This window comes from Aquimarina spinulae (assembly GCF_943373825.1).
GTDB lineage: Bacteria > Bacteroidota > Bacteroidia > Flavobacteriales > Flavobacteriaceae > Aquimarina > Aquimarina spinulae.
This window is the reverse complement of record NZ_CALSBP010000002.1, coordinates 3226179-3244712: the sequence shown is the minus strand read 5'-3', so window position 1 is coordinate 3244712 and position 18534 is coordinate 3226179. Positions and strand designations below refer to the sequence as shown.

Annotated in this window: 1 protein-coding gene; it reads right to left on the bottom strand. The window is 35.7% G+C overall.

Annotated features, from left to right (window positions below; translation table 11 throughout):
* Window positions 1-25: 25 nt before the first annotated feature.
* Window positions 26-18466, bottom strand: a complete 18441-nt coding sequence (locus NNH57_RS19585; RefSeq protein ID WP_256527546.1) for an SDR family NAD(P)-dependent oxidoreductase — start codon at window positions 18464-18466, stop codon at window positions 26-28.
* Between the last annotated feature and the right edge of the window lie 68 nt (window positions 18467-18534).

The window sequence follows — 18534 nt, the reverse complement described above, 5'->3', positions numbered from 1 at the left end:
CAATGTTTGTTTATTATCTCTAAGATCAATTTAGCTTTGCTGCCTCCTCTACTGAGATTTCATTATTCAAAACTTTCTCAATTACGTCGCTATAAAAACTATCATCGAAATTTTGATTATGTAAAATAGCCTGAGAAGTGTTATCTATTTTTTCTTCCAAAACTCGAGATGAAAATCCAAGTATCTGTACACAAACATTTCCTTCTTGATCACACAGATCCAGATCTAGTTTAATCACTCTATCTCCGGGTTTACAACCCTGAGAATAACGTACCCATACATACATCAGGGAAGTGCATTTGGAAATTATACGAACAGATTCCAGTGCAAAAGGTAATAATGGTCTGGATGGCAGGTTATCTATATCCACCATTAAACCTATACATGCCTGAAGTGCGCTATCCATTACACTAGGATGCAAGATGAATTGATTATGATCAGTTTCTGCTTCTATAGGCAAACTAATTTTTGCCAAAAGTTGTTCTGCTCCCATATAAATAACCGATACTCCTTGATGAGAAATGCCATAATCCATTCCTATCTGTTTAAAGGAACTATAAACCGTATGGGATTCAATAATACCTTCACGCATTTGTGCTTTAAGCTGATCAATATCCTTTTTGATAGAGGTTTCGCCCTTTATAAAAATTGCTTGTCCCTGACAATGTATCTCCTCTTGCTTATACTGTGCTTTTGTATCGTTGCTATAAATTTCAAAATCAATTTTTTCTTCAGTACTACTTTTATTCTCACTGTCAAATAGACGTATAGAAGTTTGTCTGTTTGCATCAACATATAGCGGTTTTAGCCAAACTACATTTTGTAATTCTACTATATATCCTTCTTGATAAATGGTTGATGCATGATTAACTGCTGCCTGAGCCATTTCGAGATAGGCTACTGCCGGTAGTACTTTATGTCCATTTACTTTATGATCTCTTAAGAAGAACTCCTTACCGTTAAAAGCAGTTGTATAGCATTGTTGGCTTAGGTCAGAAGTATTTTGATGTAATAAAGGATGTATAATTGAAACCAAAGTTTCTGATTTCTTTATACTTTCTTCATTTTTTGACGTATTTAGCCAATACCTTTCTTTAGCAAAAGGGTATGAAGGTAAAGGAATTCGATTGACTATTTCTCCTTCATACAATTTATACCAATTTAACTTAAGCCCTTTTACCCATAGATCTGTTAAGCTGGACAACTTATTTTCGGTAATCCATTTATCAATAATTTGCTGTAGATCTGTATCAACGCTAAACAAGTCATGAATTTCATTATTTTGCTTAACCTGTCCTATCCAGGTATTTTTAATAGAACGTTCTCCTTTAATGTAAGCCTGAAGTTTTTTGACTAGTTCTTCTATAGAACTTACCACGAACCCTAAACGTTCTTCCATAGCTTCTCTACCCACCTGAAGGGTATATGCTAGCTCTGTTAGGTTTACCCTTTTGGTTATCTGTCCTTTTTCTTTTTGATAACTAATAAATCTCAACAAGTCAATAGCTTTTTGTGATAACTGTTCAGGTGTTCTGGCAGAAAGCGGGATAATAGCTAGATTATTTTTCCTGGTTGTATTTTGTTCTTCAGGGTACAAATATTCTTTTACAACTATATGTGCATTGGTTCCACTATGTCCAAAAGAGTTTATTGCTGCCATTCGAGGTATTCCTTCTGATGGACTCCAATCTATAATTTCTGTATTGATATAAAAAGGAGAGCCGGTAAATTCAATAAGAGGATTGATGGTTTTAAAGTTTAACAACTTAGGTATTTTATTCTCTTGCAAAGACAATAACACCTTTATTAGTCCAATAACACCTGCTGCAGCTGCAGCATGCCCTACATAAGACTTAGCGCTACCAACTACGCAAAATTCTTTTTTCTCTGTAAAGTTTTGGAAAGCTCTTACCAAAGCATTTGTTTCTACAGGGTCACCGAGTTTTGTTCCGGTACCATGTGCTTCGACATAATTGATCTTTTCTGGATCGATATTAAACTTATTATAAATATCTACTATAAGTTTTTCCTGTGCAGCCCCATTGGGTGCTGTTATACCATTACTCGCACCGTCTTGATTAATTCCGGACCCTGAAATAACCCCATAAATCTTATCTCCTGATTTTACTGCATCTTCCAGGCGTTTCAATACTACCATACCTATTCCTTCTGACATTATAGTGCCATCGGCAGTCTGATCAAAGGTAAAACAACGACCTTTTGGTGATAACATCTCAATTTTATCGAGTCGGATTAACACATTTTGATCCAAGCAAGCGTTTACTCCTCCCGCAAGTGCTAAATCCGTTTCCTTATTTCTTAAACTTTCACAAGCTAAATGCAAGGCTACTGCAGAAGAAGAACAACCAGTATTAACCACAAAGGAAGGGCCATTCAAATTTAAAATATAGGATAATCGGGAAGCTATAATAGCATCAGAGTATCCTGTGAAAGTTTCTCCTGTATATCCTGTAGGTTCGGCACCAATGTAAATCCCTGTCTGAGTTTCAGAAAAATCCTTAGGGTTGTATCCAGCATTTTCAATTGCTTTCCAGCTTTCCTGAAGAACCAATCTCTGATGCGGATTCATAGATTCTGCTTCTTTTGGAGAAATATTAAAGAACAAAGGATCAAAACAATCTCTTTCTTCTAATATTCCACCCCATTTACATCGGGTTTTACCAGATTGTTTTGTGGTACTATAGTAATTTCTTTGATCCAGATAAGAATCAGGAAGCTCGCTCACACCATCAATTCCATTCTCCAAATTGTGCCAAAATTCTTCAATATTATCCGCTTTAGGGAACATTCCGGATATTCCTACCACTGCAATCTCAGATAGTATTGGTTCTCTTTGTTCTGAAGATAGTCCCAAAAAATCTTTTTCACTGATATTGAACCTATTTCCTGTTAAGTTAACAGGTACAATAGTTTTATTTTCATGGATCTTTGACACTTCCTCTTTATTTTCTAGAAGTGCAATATCTTGTTGCTCGGGTATAGAGAATTTTATTTGTTCCTGATACGTATTTACAATATGTTTCTCTAAACGATTTACCGAAGAATGCTCAAATATGATTGCTGTATTTAATGAAATAGAAAGAGCTTCATTAATTTGATTGATAAAGCTTACCCCTAGAATTGAATCTATTCCATAATCTGAAAAAGCTATATTCGGATCAATACTCGCAAGAGGAATTTTCAAAGTTTTTGATAAACTATCTAAAATTACTGTTCGAGTATATTCTGGAACATCTTGTGATGGTTTTGAGGTGAAACCTGGTTTTTGTAATGAGGCTGATATCTTCTTTTTAGGTTGTTCTGGTTTGCTTTTTTCAAGAATAGGAGGAGTAGAAGGTCCTTTCTGTTTCTTTTTTGCCGATATTTTACGTCTTATTACGCCATCAGTTTGAGCCAAAACAATCTGCTGTCCAAGATGATGTGTTTCCTCAGCAGGAAACAATACCATAGGGAAACCTTCTTCTTCTAAAACCTTCTGCCATCCCGCAGGTGTTACACCAGGGCTTCCGGGCATCCTAAGATCAGCATCTTTAAAAAGCCACCATCCATCCAGTAATCCAAAAGTAAGATGGTTAAAAAGTGCTGGAGTACTTAATTCATTAATAAACAAATATCCATTTGGATTCAGTATAGCTTTAGCATTACGTAAGGTTTGCCGTATATCACTTGTTGCATGTAACACATTGGTTGCAATTACCAAATCATATGAACCTGCTTCAATGCCCTGATCTTCTATTGGTTGTTCTATATCCAATCGCTGACAATGTATGTATGGATTGTCTTGCAAATATTTTTCTTCTGCATGAAAAAAGAACACTTTTGAAAGATCTGTATAGCAATATTGATCTATAGACGCTTTAAAGGGTTGTAATTTTGAAAAAACAATAGCCGATGTTCCTCCTGTCCCCGCACCAATCTCCAGGATTCTCAATTTTGCTTCCGGATTAGATTGCAGTTTTTGTTGTACGTAAGTAGCAACAGCATTGGCTATTATTTCATTGAAGGTATCTGATCGTAAGTTATTTTTATATACTCCTTCGACTTTTTCCATCGAAGCATTAGGGAATATAATATCTGTCGCTAAAACTTTGCCGGTTAAAATTTCTGGTAATTTTTCCAGGCAATTATCCACAAGGGTTACCCAAGCTCTTCGATCAGGGTTTTGTAAATGCTTTTCTTTTTCAACTTTCCATTTGTTCCATACTTCTTTGACATTTGTCTTTTTCAGAGAACTGACAGTTCCATTTTTAAACTGAACATATCCATTTTGATTAAACCTTTGAAGGCAATTATCCCACCAGGAAGTATATTTATCTAGAACTCCACATTGTTTTTGTAAGTCAGAAATTTTCAGTGTTTTTTCCTGATAATTTGCCTTTATCAATTGTTCTATTTGGCAATATAACAATTGAAGAAGCCAATCTTCAAGTTCACTTTTTTCTTCTTGCTCTTTTAATTTATTGATTTTTTCTCGCGGAATTTCAATGTTTTCAACAGATAGTTCTATTGAAGATAATACTGGTTTTTCCATATAGGAAATAAGCTCTTCCTGATCACAATTCATTAATGTCTTAATAGGTTGTGATGCTTTCATACATAGGACTTGATGAATTCTTTCATTACAAAGCTCCCCAACAAATTGTTCGAAGCACTGGTAGCCTTCATCATTTTCAAGAGCTTCAAAATTATCTGTCAAAATTTCTTCATTACCACCTTCAATGGTATCTAATGAAGATTTCCAGAATCCCCAGTTGATAATCCCAATCGGAAATTTTGATTCTTTCCTTATCGAGTGTACCAAACTATCAGCATATGTAATACCACTGGCATAAGCAGAAAGCTTAGATGCGCCTGAAAAAGAATAGGCTTGTCCTGATGAAAAATAACACATAAAGTCAAGGGATTCATTTTTCAGAGCTGTATAGAAAACCCAACTCCCTTGAGCTTTCAAATCAAAAATAGATCTAAACTCTTCTTCTGTAGTTTGATCTAGTGAATTTTCAAAGTTGAAGACCATTCCAGAAAAAACTGCTCCATTTATAGTAGTGTAATTCTGTTTTATGAACGTTATAGTTTTCTGAATGGCTTCCAGATCGGTTACATCTGCTTGCATATATTCTAAATTGCCCTTACATCCATCAAACGATTGCATAGCTATTTTCACCTTTTCTGAAGTTACTTCACTTCTTCCAATCCACACTACTGTTGCTTCATATTTTTCTATCAATTGATGAGTAATAATCTTTCCTACAGTACCGCTTCCGCCAACAATTACGTATACACCATTCTGACGAATTGCAGTCATGTTCTGCTTACTCCAGTTTAGTTTGTACAGCTTCTGGTGGTATCGTTTTCCTGATCTGATCTTAAATACTTCTCCTCTATCTGAAGGAGGTTCTTGTAGGATCATTTCCAGTAGTTGAGCACGCTCCTTTGACGTCTCTATATCTTTTTCAGATATATCCAGGTTTCTAATACGGAATTGATAACTTCCCTGTGCAAGAGAATAGGCTAAACCTGTAATTCCTGCCCCGACAAATTGATTGGATCCTTTATGAATCGTATGCGTATCTAATGTCAACACATAGGTTTCAATTTTTTCTTTAATGCTATTTTCTTGTTTAAGGGATTTAACCAGACGTAAAAACTGAATCTCTTGCGTTTCGTAATTCTGTCTTAATTCTGTTTGATCAACTGGTTGGGAAAATTTCTTTTCCATAGAAAGGAAGTATAAGATATCTATTGTATCCATACTTTGTAAGCAAACTTGAAAACCTTTAGGATCGTTTATTCCGCATTGCCATTCATTATCTGACACCTGTATTGTTTTATCCGAAATCTTAATAACAAAAGTTTTGCCTCCCTTATTCTGATTGTGATATTTTTGTATCTCTTCTTCAAACCCAGAAGTATTTCTGCTACATACAATCAATACATTCTTATGAACCACCTCAATTTTTGATGGTTTACTGGATTGTTCTTCCCATTGGGGCTGGTAGCTAACTTTATCCCAATTAAGGTCACTTTCTATAATGGATGTCTCCTTATAAAGGGGTAAAAATTCACAAGCTTTTACCAGTTCTAAACCTCGAATGATGATTATACTATTACCGTTCTTATCACATAGATCAATATCAAGTTTTATAGAATTGCTTTGGGATTGCTCTTCTGGTGCTATTCTTATCCAGGCAAACATTTCTTCGGTATAAGCAGAAATTACCGTTAAAGTTTCTATGGATACCGGGGTCAATGCTTTTGTCTCTGTAGATAATATCGTACTCGCTTGCAGAACGCCCTCTATTATCGCTGGATGCAATACATATTTTTTATGTTCCGTTACCGGTATTGCTAGTTTTGTTAATACTTGCTCGTTTCCAACGTATATTTCATCAAGAACCTGAAAAGGTTTGTCATAACTTACTCCTTCATTTTGTAAAGTATCATACAAGCCAGATATTTCTATCTTTTCGGTTTTAATTTGTTTTTTAAGTTCCGAAATATCCAATTTTGTGATTTCGGGTTTTGTTCTGAGTATTGCATTTCCGAAAAAATAAGTCTCTTGATTTTCTTCCTCTTGATTCTTTATTTCATATAGAACTTTATTATCGTTCGTTACCGATAATGAAATCCTGATGTTTTTATCTTTGTCGACTATACAGGGCACTCCCCACTTCAAATGATTTAATTCAATACCTGTGGAGTTTTCTATGGAAGGTATAGCCATTTGAACTGCAGCTCTTGCCATTTCTATGTATATTCCTGTAGCTATTATTGTATTATCCTGATATCGATATCCCGCTATAAGAGGTTGTTCTGCATTAAAAGTTGAGCTATAGCTTTGCTCAATGAGATTTGAGGTATTATAATGTACTAATGGATGTAAGGTACTTCCTATAGTTTTCGAATATTTTTGAGTAGAGTCTATCCAATAACAATCTTGTGCAAAAGGATAAGCTGGTAATGCAATACGCTTGGGCAGGTTTTCTCCATAGAATTTTTTCCAATCTATACTCAATCCTTTAACCCATAATTCCATTAGTTTGTATAGTTTCCTTCTTGCAATCCACTTTTCAATTGCCTCTTTCATATCATCATCTCCATTGATGATATTCATATCTTCCTGACCATGTTTTATTTTACCGAAAAAGGTTCCCTCTATTGTTTCTGAACCTTCCAGGTATGCTTCCAGTTTTTCAATCAATTGATCGATGGTATTTACTAAGAACCCAAGGCGTACCTCAAACTCTTCTTTACATACCTGAAGGCTATATGCCAAATCCTGTACATTAAAAGTTTCTTTAGGTTCTGAGATCAAATCGAATACATCACGTGCTTTTTGATACAACTGCTCTTCAGTTCTTGCTGAGAGTAAAATCATCACTTTTTCTTCCCGAATCTCGGCTGGAGCGAGCTGTTTACTTTTTACAGGAACTTCAAATTCTTCTATTACAACATGTGCATTGGTACCGCTTCTTCCAAAAGAACTCACAGCTCCCAGATAAGGTTTACCTTGATCCTTGTTCCATTCTCTTGTCTTTTTGTTGATATAGAAGGGGCTATCTTTCCAAGTTATATAATCGTTTTCTTCAACACAGTTGAGACTTGCGGGTATTTGACGATGTTGCATCGCTTTCAATAAGTTAACAACACTCACCAGACCTGATGCTGCCAGCGTATGTCCTATATTACTCTTACAACTAGTCAAGGCACAGTATTCCTGTTTTGCTAAAGAATTTTGATCTCCTTTCAATTTTTTAAAGGCCTTAGCCAATGCATTTATTTCAACGGGATCTCCTAATTTGGTACCCGTTCCATGTGTTACGATATAAGATAGATCATTTGTATTGATTTGGTGATCCCTATAGACTTTTTCAATTAATGTAGCCTGCCTATCTCCATTTGGAGCAGTAACTCCATTAGTCTTTCCATCAAAGTTAATTCCGCTAGCTTTAATTGTACCGTAGATAATATCATCATCTGCTATAGCTGTCGATAATGGTTTTAGCATTAGAACTACGACAGACTCTCCTACTCCAATACCTTTGGCATTTTTTGAAAATGTATGACAATGTCCATCCTCTGAAAGCATGCCTGCCTCACTCATCATTATGTAACTTTCTGGTGAAAGCAACAATGAAACTCCTGCTACAATAGCTGCTTTACATTCTCCCTGACGTAGACTGGAAACTGCCTGATGAAGTGCTACCAATCCTGAAGAGCAAGCAGTATTTGTTGCAATAGCCGGCCCTTGAAGATCCAAAAAGTAAGATAGTCTGGAGCTTATCATTGCATTTCCGGTAGTAGTAATTCCTGGTTTTCCGGTAATCTGATCGTATTGTCCTTCTTCCATTCCTACAAAAACACCTACATTTTCGCCTTTGATCTCCTTTGGAGATATCCTGGCATCTTCAATAGCTTTATAGGTTTCTATCAGTAATAAGCGTTCTGCCGGATCCATAAACTCGGCTTCACGCGGTGAAATTCCAAAAAACAAAGGATCAAACTCATCGACTCCATGAATAAAACCTCCTTTATTTGTGGTTATCTTATTATTAGTATTCCCTGGAGCTATGTAATAATCACTCCAATCCCATCTATTTGTTGGTATTTGGGTAATAGCATCTTTGCCTTCTGAAAGTAACGACCATAGTTGATCTACTGTCTGCGCCTGTGGAAAACGTCCCGACATCCCCACTACTGCAATAGGTTCAATATTTGATAAACCTATCTGTTTTGGATAAAGGTGTGAGGAAAATGAATTATCAAGTATTGGATTAATACTTTTTAGCTTAGCTATTGTTATTTTTTCATTATTTCCTTTTTCATTGGTTGCTTCAGTGATATAAAATTTATCTATCTGATCCGGATACTCCTCCAGCATATAATCTACCAATTTTTGAATTGTGGTTGCGCTAAAGAATATTGCCGGGGTTATTTCTACTTCAAAATAAGCTGTTAGTTTAGAGGCAAGTTTACCTAAGCTAATAGAGTCAAAACCATACTCGGTAAGATTTTTATCTGTTTTTAGTTGACTCTGATTGATTTTGGTCAGGCTTGCTATCTGTTGTTTTAGATCATGAGTTACACAATCTTTTACCGAAATCTCTTGACCCCGAAGTTTCCTTTCTATTTTTTTAATATTGTTTGTATTGACTAATACATTTTCTATACTTTTTGACTGCTCTGTAACATACAAACGATTTAAAACTTGTTCTATCCTTGATGGTTCCCCTAACATAACCAAGGTTTGCAGTTTATCTGTTTTTATAAGGTCATGCCATAATCCTATTCCTTGAGATGTTTTTAATGGTTCCTGCCCACTACTTTTTAAATAAAAAGAAGCTTGCTCGGCATCACTGGTTCCCATACCTCCTTCTTCCCATAATGGCCAGTTGATGACCATAGTTTTGCTTTTCAACTCAGGTTTTTGTTCTCTATAAAAACTGTACGCCATTTGAAAACGGCTTGCTATGGCATAATCACAGGATCCAAAATCTCCTAAGAAAGCCGAGACAGATGAAAAATAGCAGATAAAATCTAACGAAGGTTGATTTAACACCTCATCGAGCACAATGGTTCCAAAGGTTTTGGGGTAAAGTATAGTTTTGATATCATCTGTTGAGCGCTGGTAAAAAGGTTGTGAAGATGCTATCCCTGCTGCATGAATAATCCCTGAAATCTCAAAAGGTAGTTGTGATCGTAATGCCAACATCGCTTCTTTATCACTAACATCGACAGATCGATAATGTACTTGTCCTGCTCCAGCATTTTTTACTATTGCTAATTGCTCTTCAATCACCGGAGATATTGGTGTTCTGCCTATCAGCAATAAATTTGCCTGATAATTCTCAGCCAAAAAACGGGCAAATTGTAAGCCTAATTTTCCACATCCCCCGGTAATTAAATAGTTTCCTTTTTGTTTAAGAACAGATTCGTTGGTTACTTTATTAAGTATCGAAGACTGTAAAGACAATCTATATCGTTGATCATTTTTATACCACAATACTCCATTGCACTTCAATGCTTCTGTTATTAATTGCAATGAATATATGGGTGAATCAATATAAAACAATGATAATTCTGTGTTAGGTAACAGTAGTTTTAAAGATCGTTCAAAACCTATCCAGGAATAGTCCCAACAAGTACTCACCTCTGCTGTATTATAATGCCCAACAAGTGCTATATGCTCTACTGGTAAAGCTGATAATCTGATTGTTTTAAACACATCAAACAACCTGTAGACCCCTTCTTCACCCTGACCTTTTGCCCACAGGTAAAGAAGATGTATAGGTTTACGCTCTCGATTGTGCACAATAGCAAGTATTTTTTCTATATCATCTGTATTATTCGGACTACACTTATACAACTGAGATGTAACTCTTTGATAATTGTCTGATTGCTCCACAACTATAGCCTGAGACAAGCTATCTGGTGTTTCTTTTGTCAACATTTCACTGAACTCCTTGTCTGCAAAAACAATAATTGAGTGATTTTCGTTCTTTACCGGAGTAATTGTATGTTGTTCTTTTTTCCAATATTCTCTAAAAAAGAGTGTTTGGGTTACTTCTTGTTCAGAAACTGATCCGACACTGCTTCTATCTTTATTTTCTTCAATCCAATATCGTTCTTTGGCGAAAGGATAAAGTGGTAATTGAATACGTTGGGGTTTAACTTTTCCATACAGTTCATTCCAATCCAGATCATACCCCTGAACCCATAATTTGATTAGATTGGAAAGCTTTTTCTGCTGTATCCATTTATCTATCGTTTCTTGTAAATCTGTATCATTTGAAAATAATGAAATTGTAGTTTCATTATTTTTTGCTTTTCCTACAAATGTATCTTGAACCTGTTTTTTTCCATCAATATATCCATTTAGTTTTTCTACCAATTGATCTTGAGTACTTGCTACCACCCCCAAACGATATTCCATTTCCATTCTTCCAATCTGCATAGTATATGCTATCTGATCCAGATCACAGTGTTGCTTCTGTTTACTCAAATACTCCAGTATATCAACAGCTTTTCGCTTTAATTGTTCTTCTGTTTTTGCCGATAAAGGGAAAACCCAACCCGTATTTTGATTATTTTTTGATTCTGGTGTATTGGTTTCCTTATCAGGATATTCGGTTAGAACCATATGAGCATTAGTACCACTAAACCCAAAAGAGCTGATTGCTGCCTGTCGCTGTTGATCTTCCTCTACTTGCCAATCTTTGAGTTGAGTATTAACATAAAATGGACTGTTTTCTATACCGATATGTTCATTCAGGTTTTCGAAATTAATAGTTGGGGGCAGTTTTTTATATTTCAATGACATCAAGAGTTTAATCACCCCTGCGACTCCTGCAGCCATTAAACAATGGCCAATATTACTTTTAACAGAACCCAGTGCGCAATATGCTTTTTCTGAAGTATACCTTGTAAAGGATTCTACCAAAGCCTCAACCTCAATCGGATCTCCAAGTTTAGTTCCTGTTCCGTGTGCTTCAACCAACTGAATAGAAGATGGATCTATTCCGTAATTATCATAAACTTCTTGTTGTAGCTTAGATTGAGCTTCGGTATTCGGGGCTGTAATCCCGTTGGTCTTACCATCCTGATTAATGCCCCAACCCCGGATCACTCCCAAGATATTATCTCCATCATTTTCTGCATCTTCAAGCCTTTTTAGCATCACTACTCCAACCCCTTCACCTGGCACAAAACCATTAGCATTTTGGTCGAAGGTATGACATTTGCCATCTGATGATAACATTCCCATTTGTGAAGTCTTGATATGCATATCTGCCCCTGCTCCAACATATACTCCTCCAGCCAGCATAAGATCACTCTGACCCAGAATCAATGAATCACAAGCATTAGCAATCGCTACTAATGAGGAAGAACAAGCTGTATCGATAGTCAAACAAGGGCCTTGTAAGTTCAGAAAATAAGATATCCGTGCAGCCAGTATTGAGTTATCTCCTCCTGTAAAACCGTAAGCACTTGTTCGCATATTATCAGATAACAAATGATAATCTCCCTGACCACAACCTACAAATACACCGCATTTACTTTTCTCTAGTAATTGAGCATTATAGCCTGCATTTTCTATGGCATGCCAACAGGTTTGCAGAAACAACCTTTGCTGTGGATCCATACATTCTGCTTCAGATGGTGATATATTAAAAAATAAAGGATCAAAAAGATCATATTCTTCAAGTGCTCCCATCCATTTACTATACGTTTTTCCCGGAGTAGCTTCTCCATCTTGATAGTATTTACCTATATCCCATCGTTTTTGAGAAATTTCACTTATACAGTTCTTCCCGTCTACAATATTGTCCCAGAAAGTTTCCACATTATTTGCCATAGGAAACTGACCTGCCATACCAATGATGGCTATGGATTGGGGATTATCTTTTAATCTTAGATCCGATGTTGTTATTGATTCTTTAGGTTTTGAGGTAGATTCTCTTTGATTTGATAACAAAGTATCTGTACTCTGAGATATTATTGGTGTATTAATCTCTACAGGTATTGCTTCTTTCTGAATAGGCAACACTCCGAGTTTCTGCATTTCCTCTTTAACATAACGACTAAATTCTATAAGGTTTGGATAACTGTAAATTTTGGTTGCGTTAATTGAAATCTTATATTTTTCATTGATCTTTCTTATCCAGGTTACTCCTATGATTGAATCCAAACCTAGATCTACAAACTGACTATCCTCATCAATTTCGTCTTCTTCCATGTGTAGTTCCTGAGCCAGTAAGGTTTTGAGATTAGTTTTAATCATCGGTAATGCACCTGCATACTGTGGTATTTTTTCAGGCTTCGATAAAATAGCTTTCTCTGTAAGAGGTACTTGTTCAAGGGTATCTTCTGAGGTAGTATTGAAATTACCTTCTATACGCTCCAGGGTATCCGAACGTCCTACAAAAGTCTCTTCGTGCATAGACAACTCCCGAGTATATGTATCTTCTAAACGATCCTTGATATCGCGGGTCATCTGATCTTTGAAAGCAATTAAACTACTGCGTGTATTACGTGTTAATTCTCTGGCCAATGCAAATGCAAACTCTCCAATCTCCTTACGAGAAACAACCGGTAAGGATACTCCTTTTTTCTTTAATGCCTGACCCGGATATTCTATTCCCGTTAGCAACGTACCACGAGCAAGATCATAACCTATACGCTCAGGAAAAATCAACGTCGAGCCTGCCCCGGGAGTAAATCCGTAATTCATATAAGGACTCACATAATGACTCTCTGTACTCAATATTGGGAAATCACTAAACATACCCATAGACCATCCTGCTCCAATACCATGGCCCTGCATTGATGCAATTACAGGAATATTGCAATCCATGGCTAAGTGATATATTGTAGTATCCGTAAATTTAATTTTACCTTCCTGTATATCGAGTAACATTTCTTTAGTTCCTCCTGAGATGAAATAGCTGTCATATCCCGTTAAGATCACCACCTTGTATAATGAAGACGCTGCTATATGATCAAAGATTTCTATCATTCCTTCCATAAAGGCATCTGAAAACATATTCCTGGCCTCTCGGTCTTCCATCTTTATCTCTACTATTCCTTCTGGATGAACAGTAGTCTTTATAACTTCTGATGTTAACCCTATTGCTGTTGCTACCTCTGGTAGCTTTTTTGCAGCATCTTTGTTCTCTTTATCTAACCAGGTTGGTAGCTTATCTAATACCAATCTTGTCGCTGCCCCCTGATCTTTTTTCCAATCTCTTATAACTTCAATAGGTAGCGATGACCAATATCCAGCCTGATCTAAGGCCTCTGTAATCGGGTCTGCAGAAATCAGTACAGAACCGATCTGCTGTTGTAGCTCTAAACCACTATACTCCCTACTGGTAAGCAATACCTCCTGAGCCAGATAATCTCCTAACCCACGAACAAAAAACGGAAGTGATAAACTACCTAATTCTGGAACTCCAACTAGTCCCGAAGCTGAATATATACCTTCTATATGGTAGATACACATATCACAACATTGACCTAGCAGCCAACCTATATCCCTAGCATTTCCTTCAAAAGCAGCTATCACTGGAACAGGAGCATTAATCAATAGATTTTGAAATTGTTTGATTTCCTCTACTGAGCTTGACAATTTAGATACACTTAAAAAGTCTTTAGCTGTGCTGCTAAGTACAAGAACCTTATGAGAATCCAGCTCACCTACTTGTTTTAGAATATCTTCTAATCCTGAAATAAGCGTTTTTAGTTTATAGTTTTTATCTCCTGTAGCTATCCTGATTGTGAGCACTCCCTCTATAGGAGACTCCAGTTTTATGTACTTGGATCGGGTGGTTACCACATTATCAGATCCTGTAAATTCATCTTCTATCTTTAAGGTATTTACCTTTAATAATCCTGCTACTTGCTTCTCTAAATCACGACCAAGATGCTGCTTTAATAATCCAAGAGAAGTTACAGGTTTTTCACTTAATGATAAGGCTAGATCTTCTACATATTGGTGCACTTCATTAGAAGCAACAATCGGAACACTCCAACCTCTTTTCTTTAAAGCAGCCCCTGTCGATACTCCAAAACGATATAAAAAATCTCTGGAAAGCACATCTCCAAAACGCTCACCAAACAAAGATTCCTCTTTCCTAGCAGGAAACAATCCACCTGTTACATCTGTATAACTATATCGGGATTCCTCACTACAAACCATAAAATCACATAAAGCTCCCAGTAAGAAACATGATCCCATGGCATCTCCCTGCATCTCTGCTATTATTGGATAAGGAAAAGATGCTATAGATTGGTAAAGCCCTTGAGTTATAGATTCATTATAAGCCTCCCGATCACCTTGAAGAAAGGTTTCACTCGTGCCTCTTACTATCAATACTTTTAACAGCGGAAGAGTTTTTACATAATCAAGACTATGTACTAAATCTCCTATTAATTCTTTAGAAAGTGTATTGCCTGTTTTTGTATTGATCTCCAAACTGTAAACACCCTGACTCCTATCATACAATTTTATAGAAGAAATCGTCTTTGAAGAATTAGATCTTTCTAATGCAAGCCCTGCTGTATGATCAAGGGTAAACTGTGCTTTGGGGGTTATTCCCGGGTGTATATCTTCAGACTCATTAGCATTAAGTGCCTTGAGTGAGATATTTGCAGGTTTGGAAACTGATACTTTATCAAAACCTTCACCCGAAGAAATAATAGTATCATCTGTAGTGTGTAAAACTCGTATAGGAATCGGAAGTTCTTCTAAAGTTCCAAAAGTATTATCCTTTTCTTGTAGTTTTAACGGAGTTAATTCAGGATGTTTTTCAACAATATCCTGTTGTTTTTTATAAGAAGCCCAAAATCCTCTTTTGTGATCAAAAGGATATGTTGGAACTTCCAGGGTTTTAGTGCCAATCGGATATAATTTTCTCCAGTTTATATTCTTCCCCAGGCACCATTGTTCGGCTACGTACTCCAAATCCAAGCTATCTATAATAACCTCATTGTTATCTAGTTGGTTTAGTTTTGATTTTTTTATACTACCTACATAAATGTTAGATTGAAAAGTTCCTTCCAGAAAGTTTGCCAAATATGTTTTGAGATCCTCAATAGTATTATATGCAAAAGCTAACCTATGCTGCATCTCCTCTTTGGTACTTTGCAAGGTATATGACAATTGATAGGGAGTTATAGATGTGTTTTGACTCACATAATTCAGCATGCTTTTTGCATAACTCTTCAGTATTTCTTCTCGTCTTGCTGATAATATAAATAAATGTGGTCCCTCGATTGCTTTAGAATTCTCTACCTCATCGTTTTCATAGGATTCAATAACTACATGGGCATTTGCTCCACCAATTCCAAAACTACTTACTCCTGCAATAACTCTCTTTTGATCCTTACCTGTTAACCATTCAGTTCCATTTTCCAGAATATGAAAAGGTTTATTTTCTATTTCAATTTTGTTGTTTATGTTTTTGAAATTTTGAGTAGGAGGTAAATAATTATGCTTCATAGCCATAATTACTTTGAGCAGTCCGGCAATTCCAGATGCTGCTTCCAAATGACCTATATTGGTTTTTACTGATCCTATTCCACACCAAGGTGCGTGTTTTTTATTTTTTTGACCTTGCAATGATTGAAAAGCTTTAGTCAAACCTAAAATTTCTATAGGGTCCCCTAAGCTGGTTCCAGTGCCATGTGTTTCTATATATGATACATTTTGTATATCAATATTAGCCTTTGTATATGCTTCTTCAATGAGCTGTTTTTGTTTGTTTGGATTAGGTACAGTTACTCCTCCAGAATAGCCTCCATGATTTACCGCTGTACTTTTAATTAAAGCTAGCACATTATCATTATCGGCTATCGCTTTTGACATTGGTTTTAAAAGAAGTAGTACTGCTCCTTCACCACGTACATATCCATTAGCCCTGTCATCAAAAGTGTAGCATTTACCATCAACACTTAACATATTGGATTCTTTGTAAGCAATACTCTTTGTTGGCTCACACATGAGGTGTATGCCTCCAACTATGGCTTGTTCACATTGGTTCTGTTGGATTGCTGCAACCGCATTATTTATGGCAACCAAAGACGAGGAACAAGCCGTATCAATGGTTAAGCTTGGGCCATCAAAGTCATAAAAATATGAAATCCTGTTTGAGAGCATTGCCATCGCCGTTCCCGTAGCCGAAAACTCTTTAATTTCAGGGTTTTTATGTAATAAAGTCTCATAATCACTCCCACTAGCTCCTATAAATACACCAGTTTTACTATTTTTTAGTAATGAAGGTTTGTACCCAGAATTTTCAATTAGTTCCCAGGTTAATTCGAGAAGAATTCTTTGTTGCGGGTCTATTAATTTTGCTTCTCTTGGTGATATTTCGAAAAAAGATGCATCAAATTTATCCACATCTTTTATATATCCTCCATAGTTGATACCTTTATGAATACCATCTATATCTATATTTTCTGGCCAATCCCATCTCTCTTTTGGTGTATTAGTGATACAAGAATTTCCATTCACCAAATTTTCCCAAAATTCTTCCTTATTATTTGCTCCAGGCACCTTTAGCGAAAGCCCTACAATGGCAATGTCATCAGAATTTATATGATTTTTCTTAGTATTTACAACTTCGTTATCTTCTTTTAAATCAGATATAATACTATGGTCTGAAAGCAGAAAAGATGCAATTTCTTTCACTGTAAATAATCCATAAAATGTACTTGGATTACTTTGCAAGCCATACTCTATATTGAGGTGTTCTGAAAGTTCGGTATATACAATAGACTCAACACCAAACCTTCTTAAGTCTGTATGGATAGTAATCTCTTTATTTTCTAAAATTTCTGAAAAAAAGCTGACCATAGTTTCACATAATTGTTCTTCACTTAGATCACTATTCTTTTTAATATTTTGATTAAATATTGAGGGATTATCTGAAAATTTAGCAGTTTCCAGATTAGATGTATTTGGTATTGAAAAAGACTCTTTCTCATCTTCCTTTTCTCCTTTAATCCAAATGCTTGCAATGTTTAATGGTTCTGATAATTTTTTGATCGTAAATATCTTTGCTATCAACATCCCATCCTTTTCCCTTACCAAAGAAGAACTTAGTTTGATTGTCTTTTCATCTAAGAAAGAAAAATGTTCCAGATTATATACTAATTCTTCATTTGCATTAGCATTTCCATAATAGTGTATATCTCTTGCAATGGTAGAGCTATTTTTGGCCCAATTATAATTATCAATCCCTCCAATGTATTTTTTCTGAAAAAAACTCAATTCGCATTTATCACTTATTTTGGGATACGAAGCAAAATATAAAAGCCCAACACCATTGATATCATCATAAGAATCAATTTGATATTTTTTTTGAAACAAAGGTTCTATATCGGTAGAGATATTAAAAGAGCTATCATTAAGAATTATTTCTTTTATATCGTTATCTTCTTCATTTTTTTCGGATTGAAAAAAACAAGATTTCGCTTTAAAAAAGTTTTTTGCGACTTCAGGAAGTTTATTGTGAACCGGAATATTTTTGTGCTCTACGTTTAAAGGTGTTCCTTTTACGAGTTTCTGGTTATTTCCCGAATTTCGAGAAGAAAAAACGGACATCAATTCTGTTTTTATGTCTTTATTATGTCCGCTTACCTGACCATTACTAAAAAACATCTTTTTACCATACTTCGATAGATGGCTTTTAATCTTTATTTCTTCGTTTTCACTAAATTCACCCAGGCAATTATTAGATTCCCATTTTATTCGAACAAAGCTAGCATACAGCCTATTTCCATTACTATCAATCAACTTGTCTGATTCTGTTTCCAGTCCTTCTGATATCATTTTCCAATGTATATCACCTAGTTCTTTCATTAACCAGTTTTCAGACAGTCCATCCCATAACATTTGTGGTATGTTTAAACTATATGTTCGATTTTCAGACACTTTATTCATTGCATTTATAATCATTAAAAATTGGGAAATAAACTCCTATGCCAAATTTTTTACAGCTTTGGTTAATT

Coding starts and splice junctions, on each gene's coding strand:
- NNH57_RS19585 (WP_256527546.1), bottom strand. CDS start 18,466: ATGAATAAAGTGTCTGAAAATCGAACATATAGTTTAAACATACCACAA.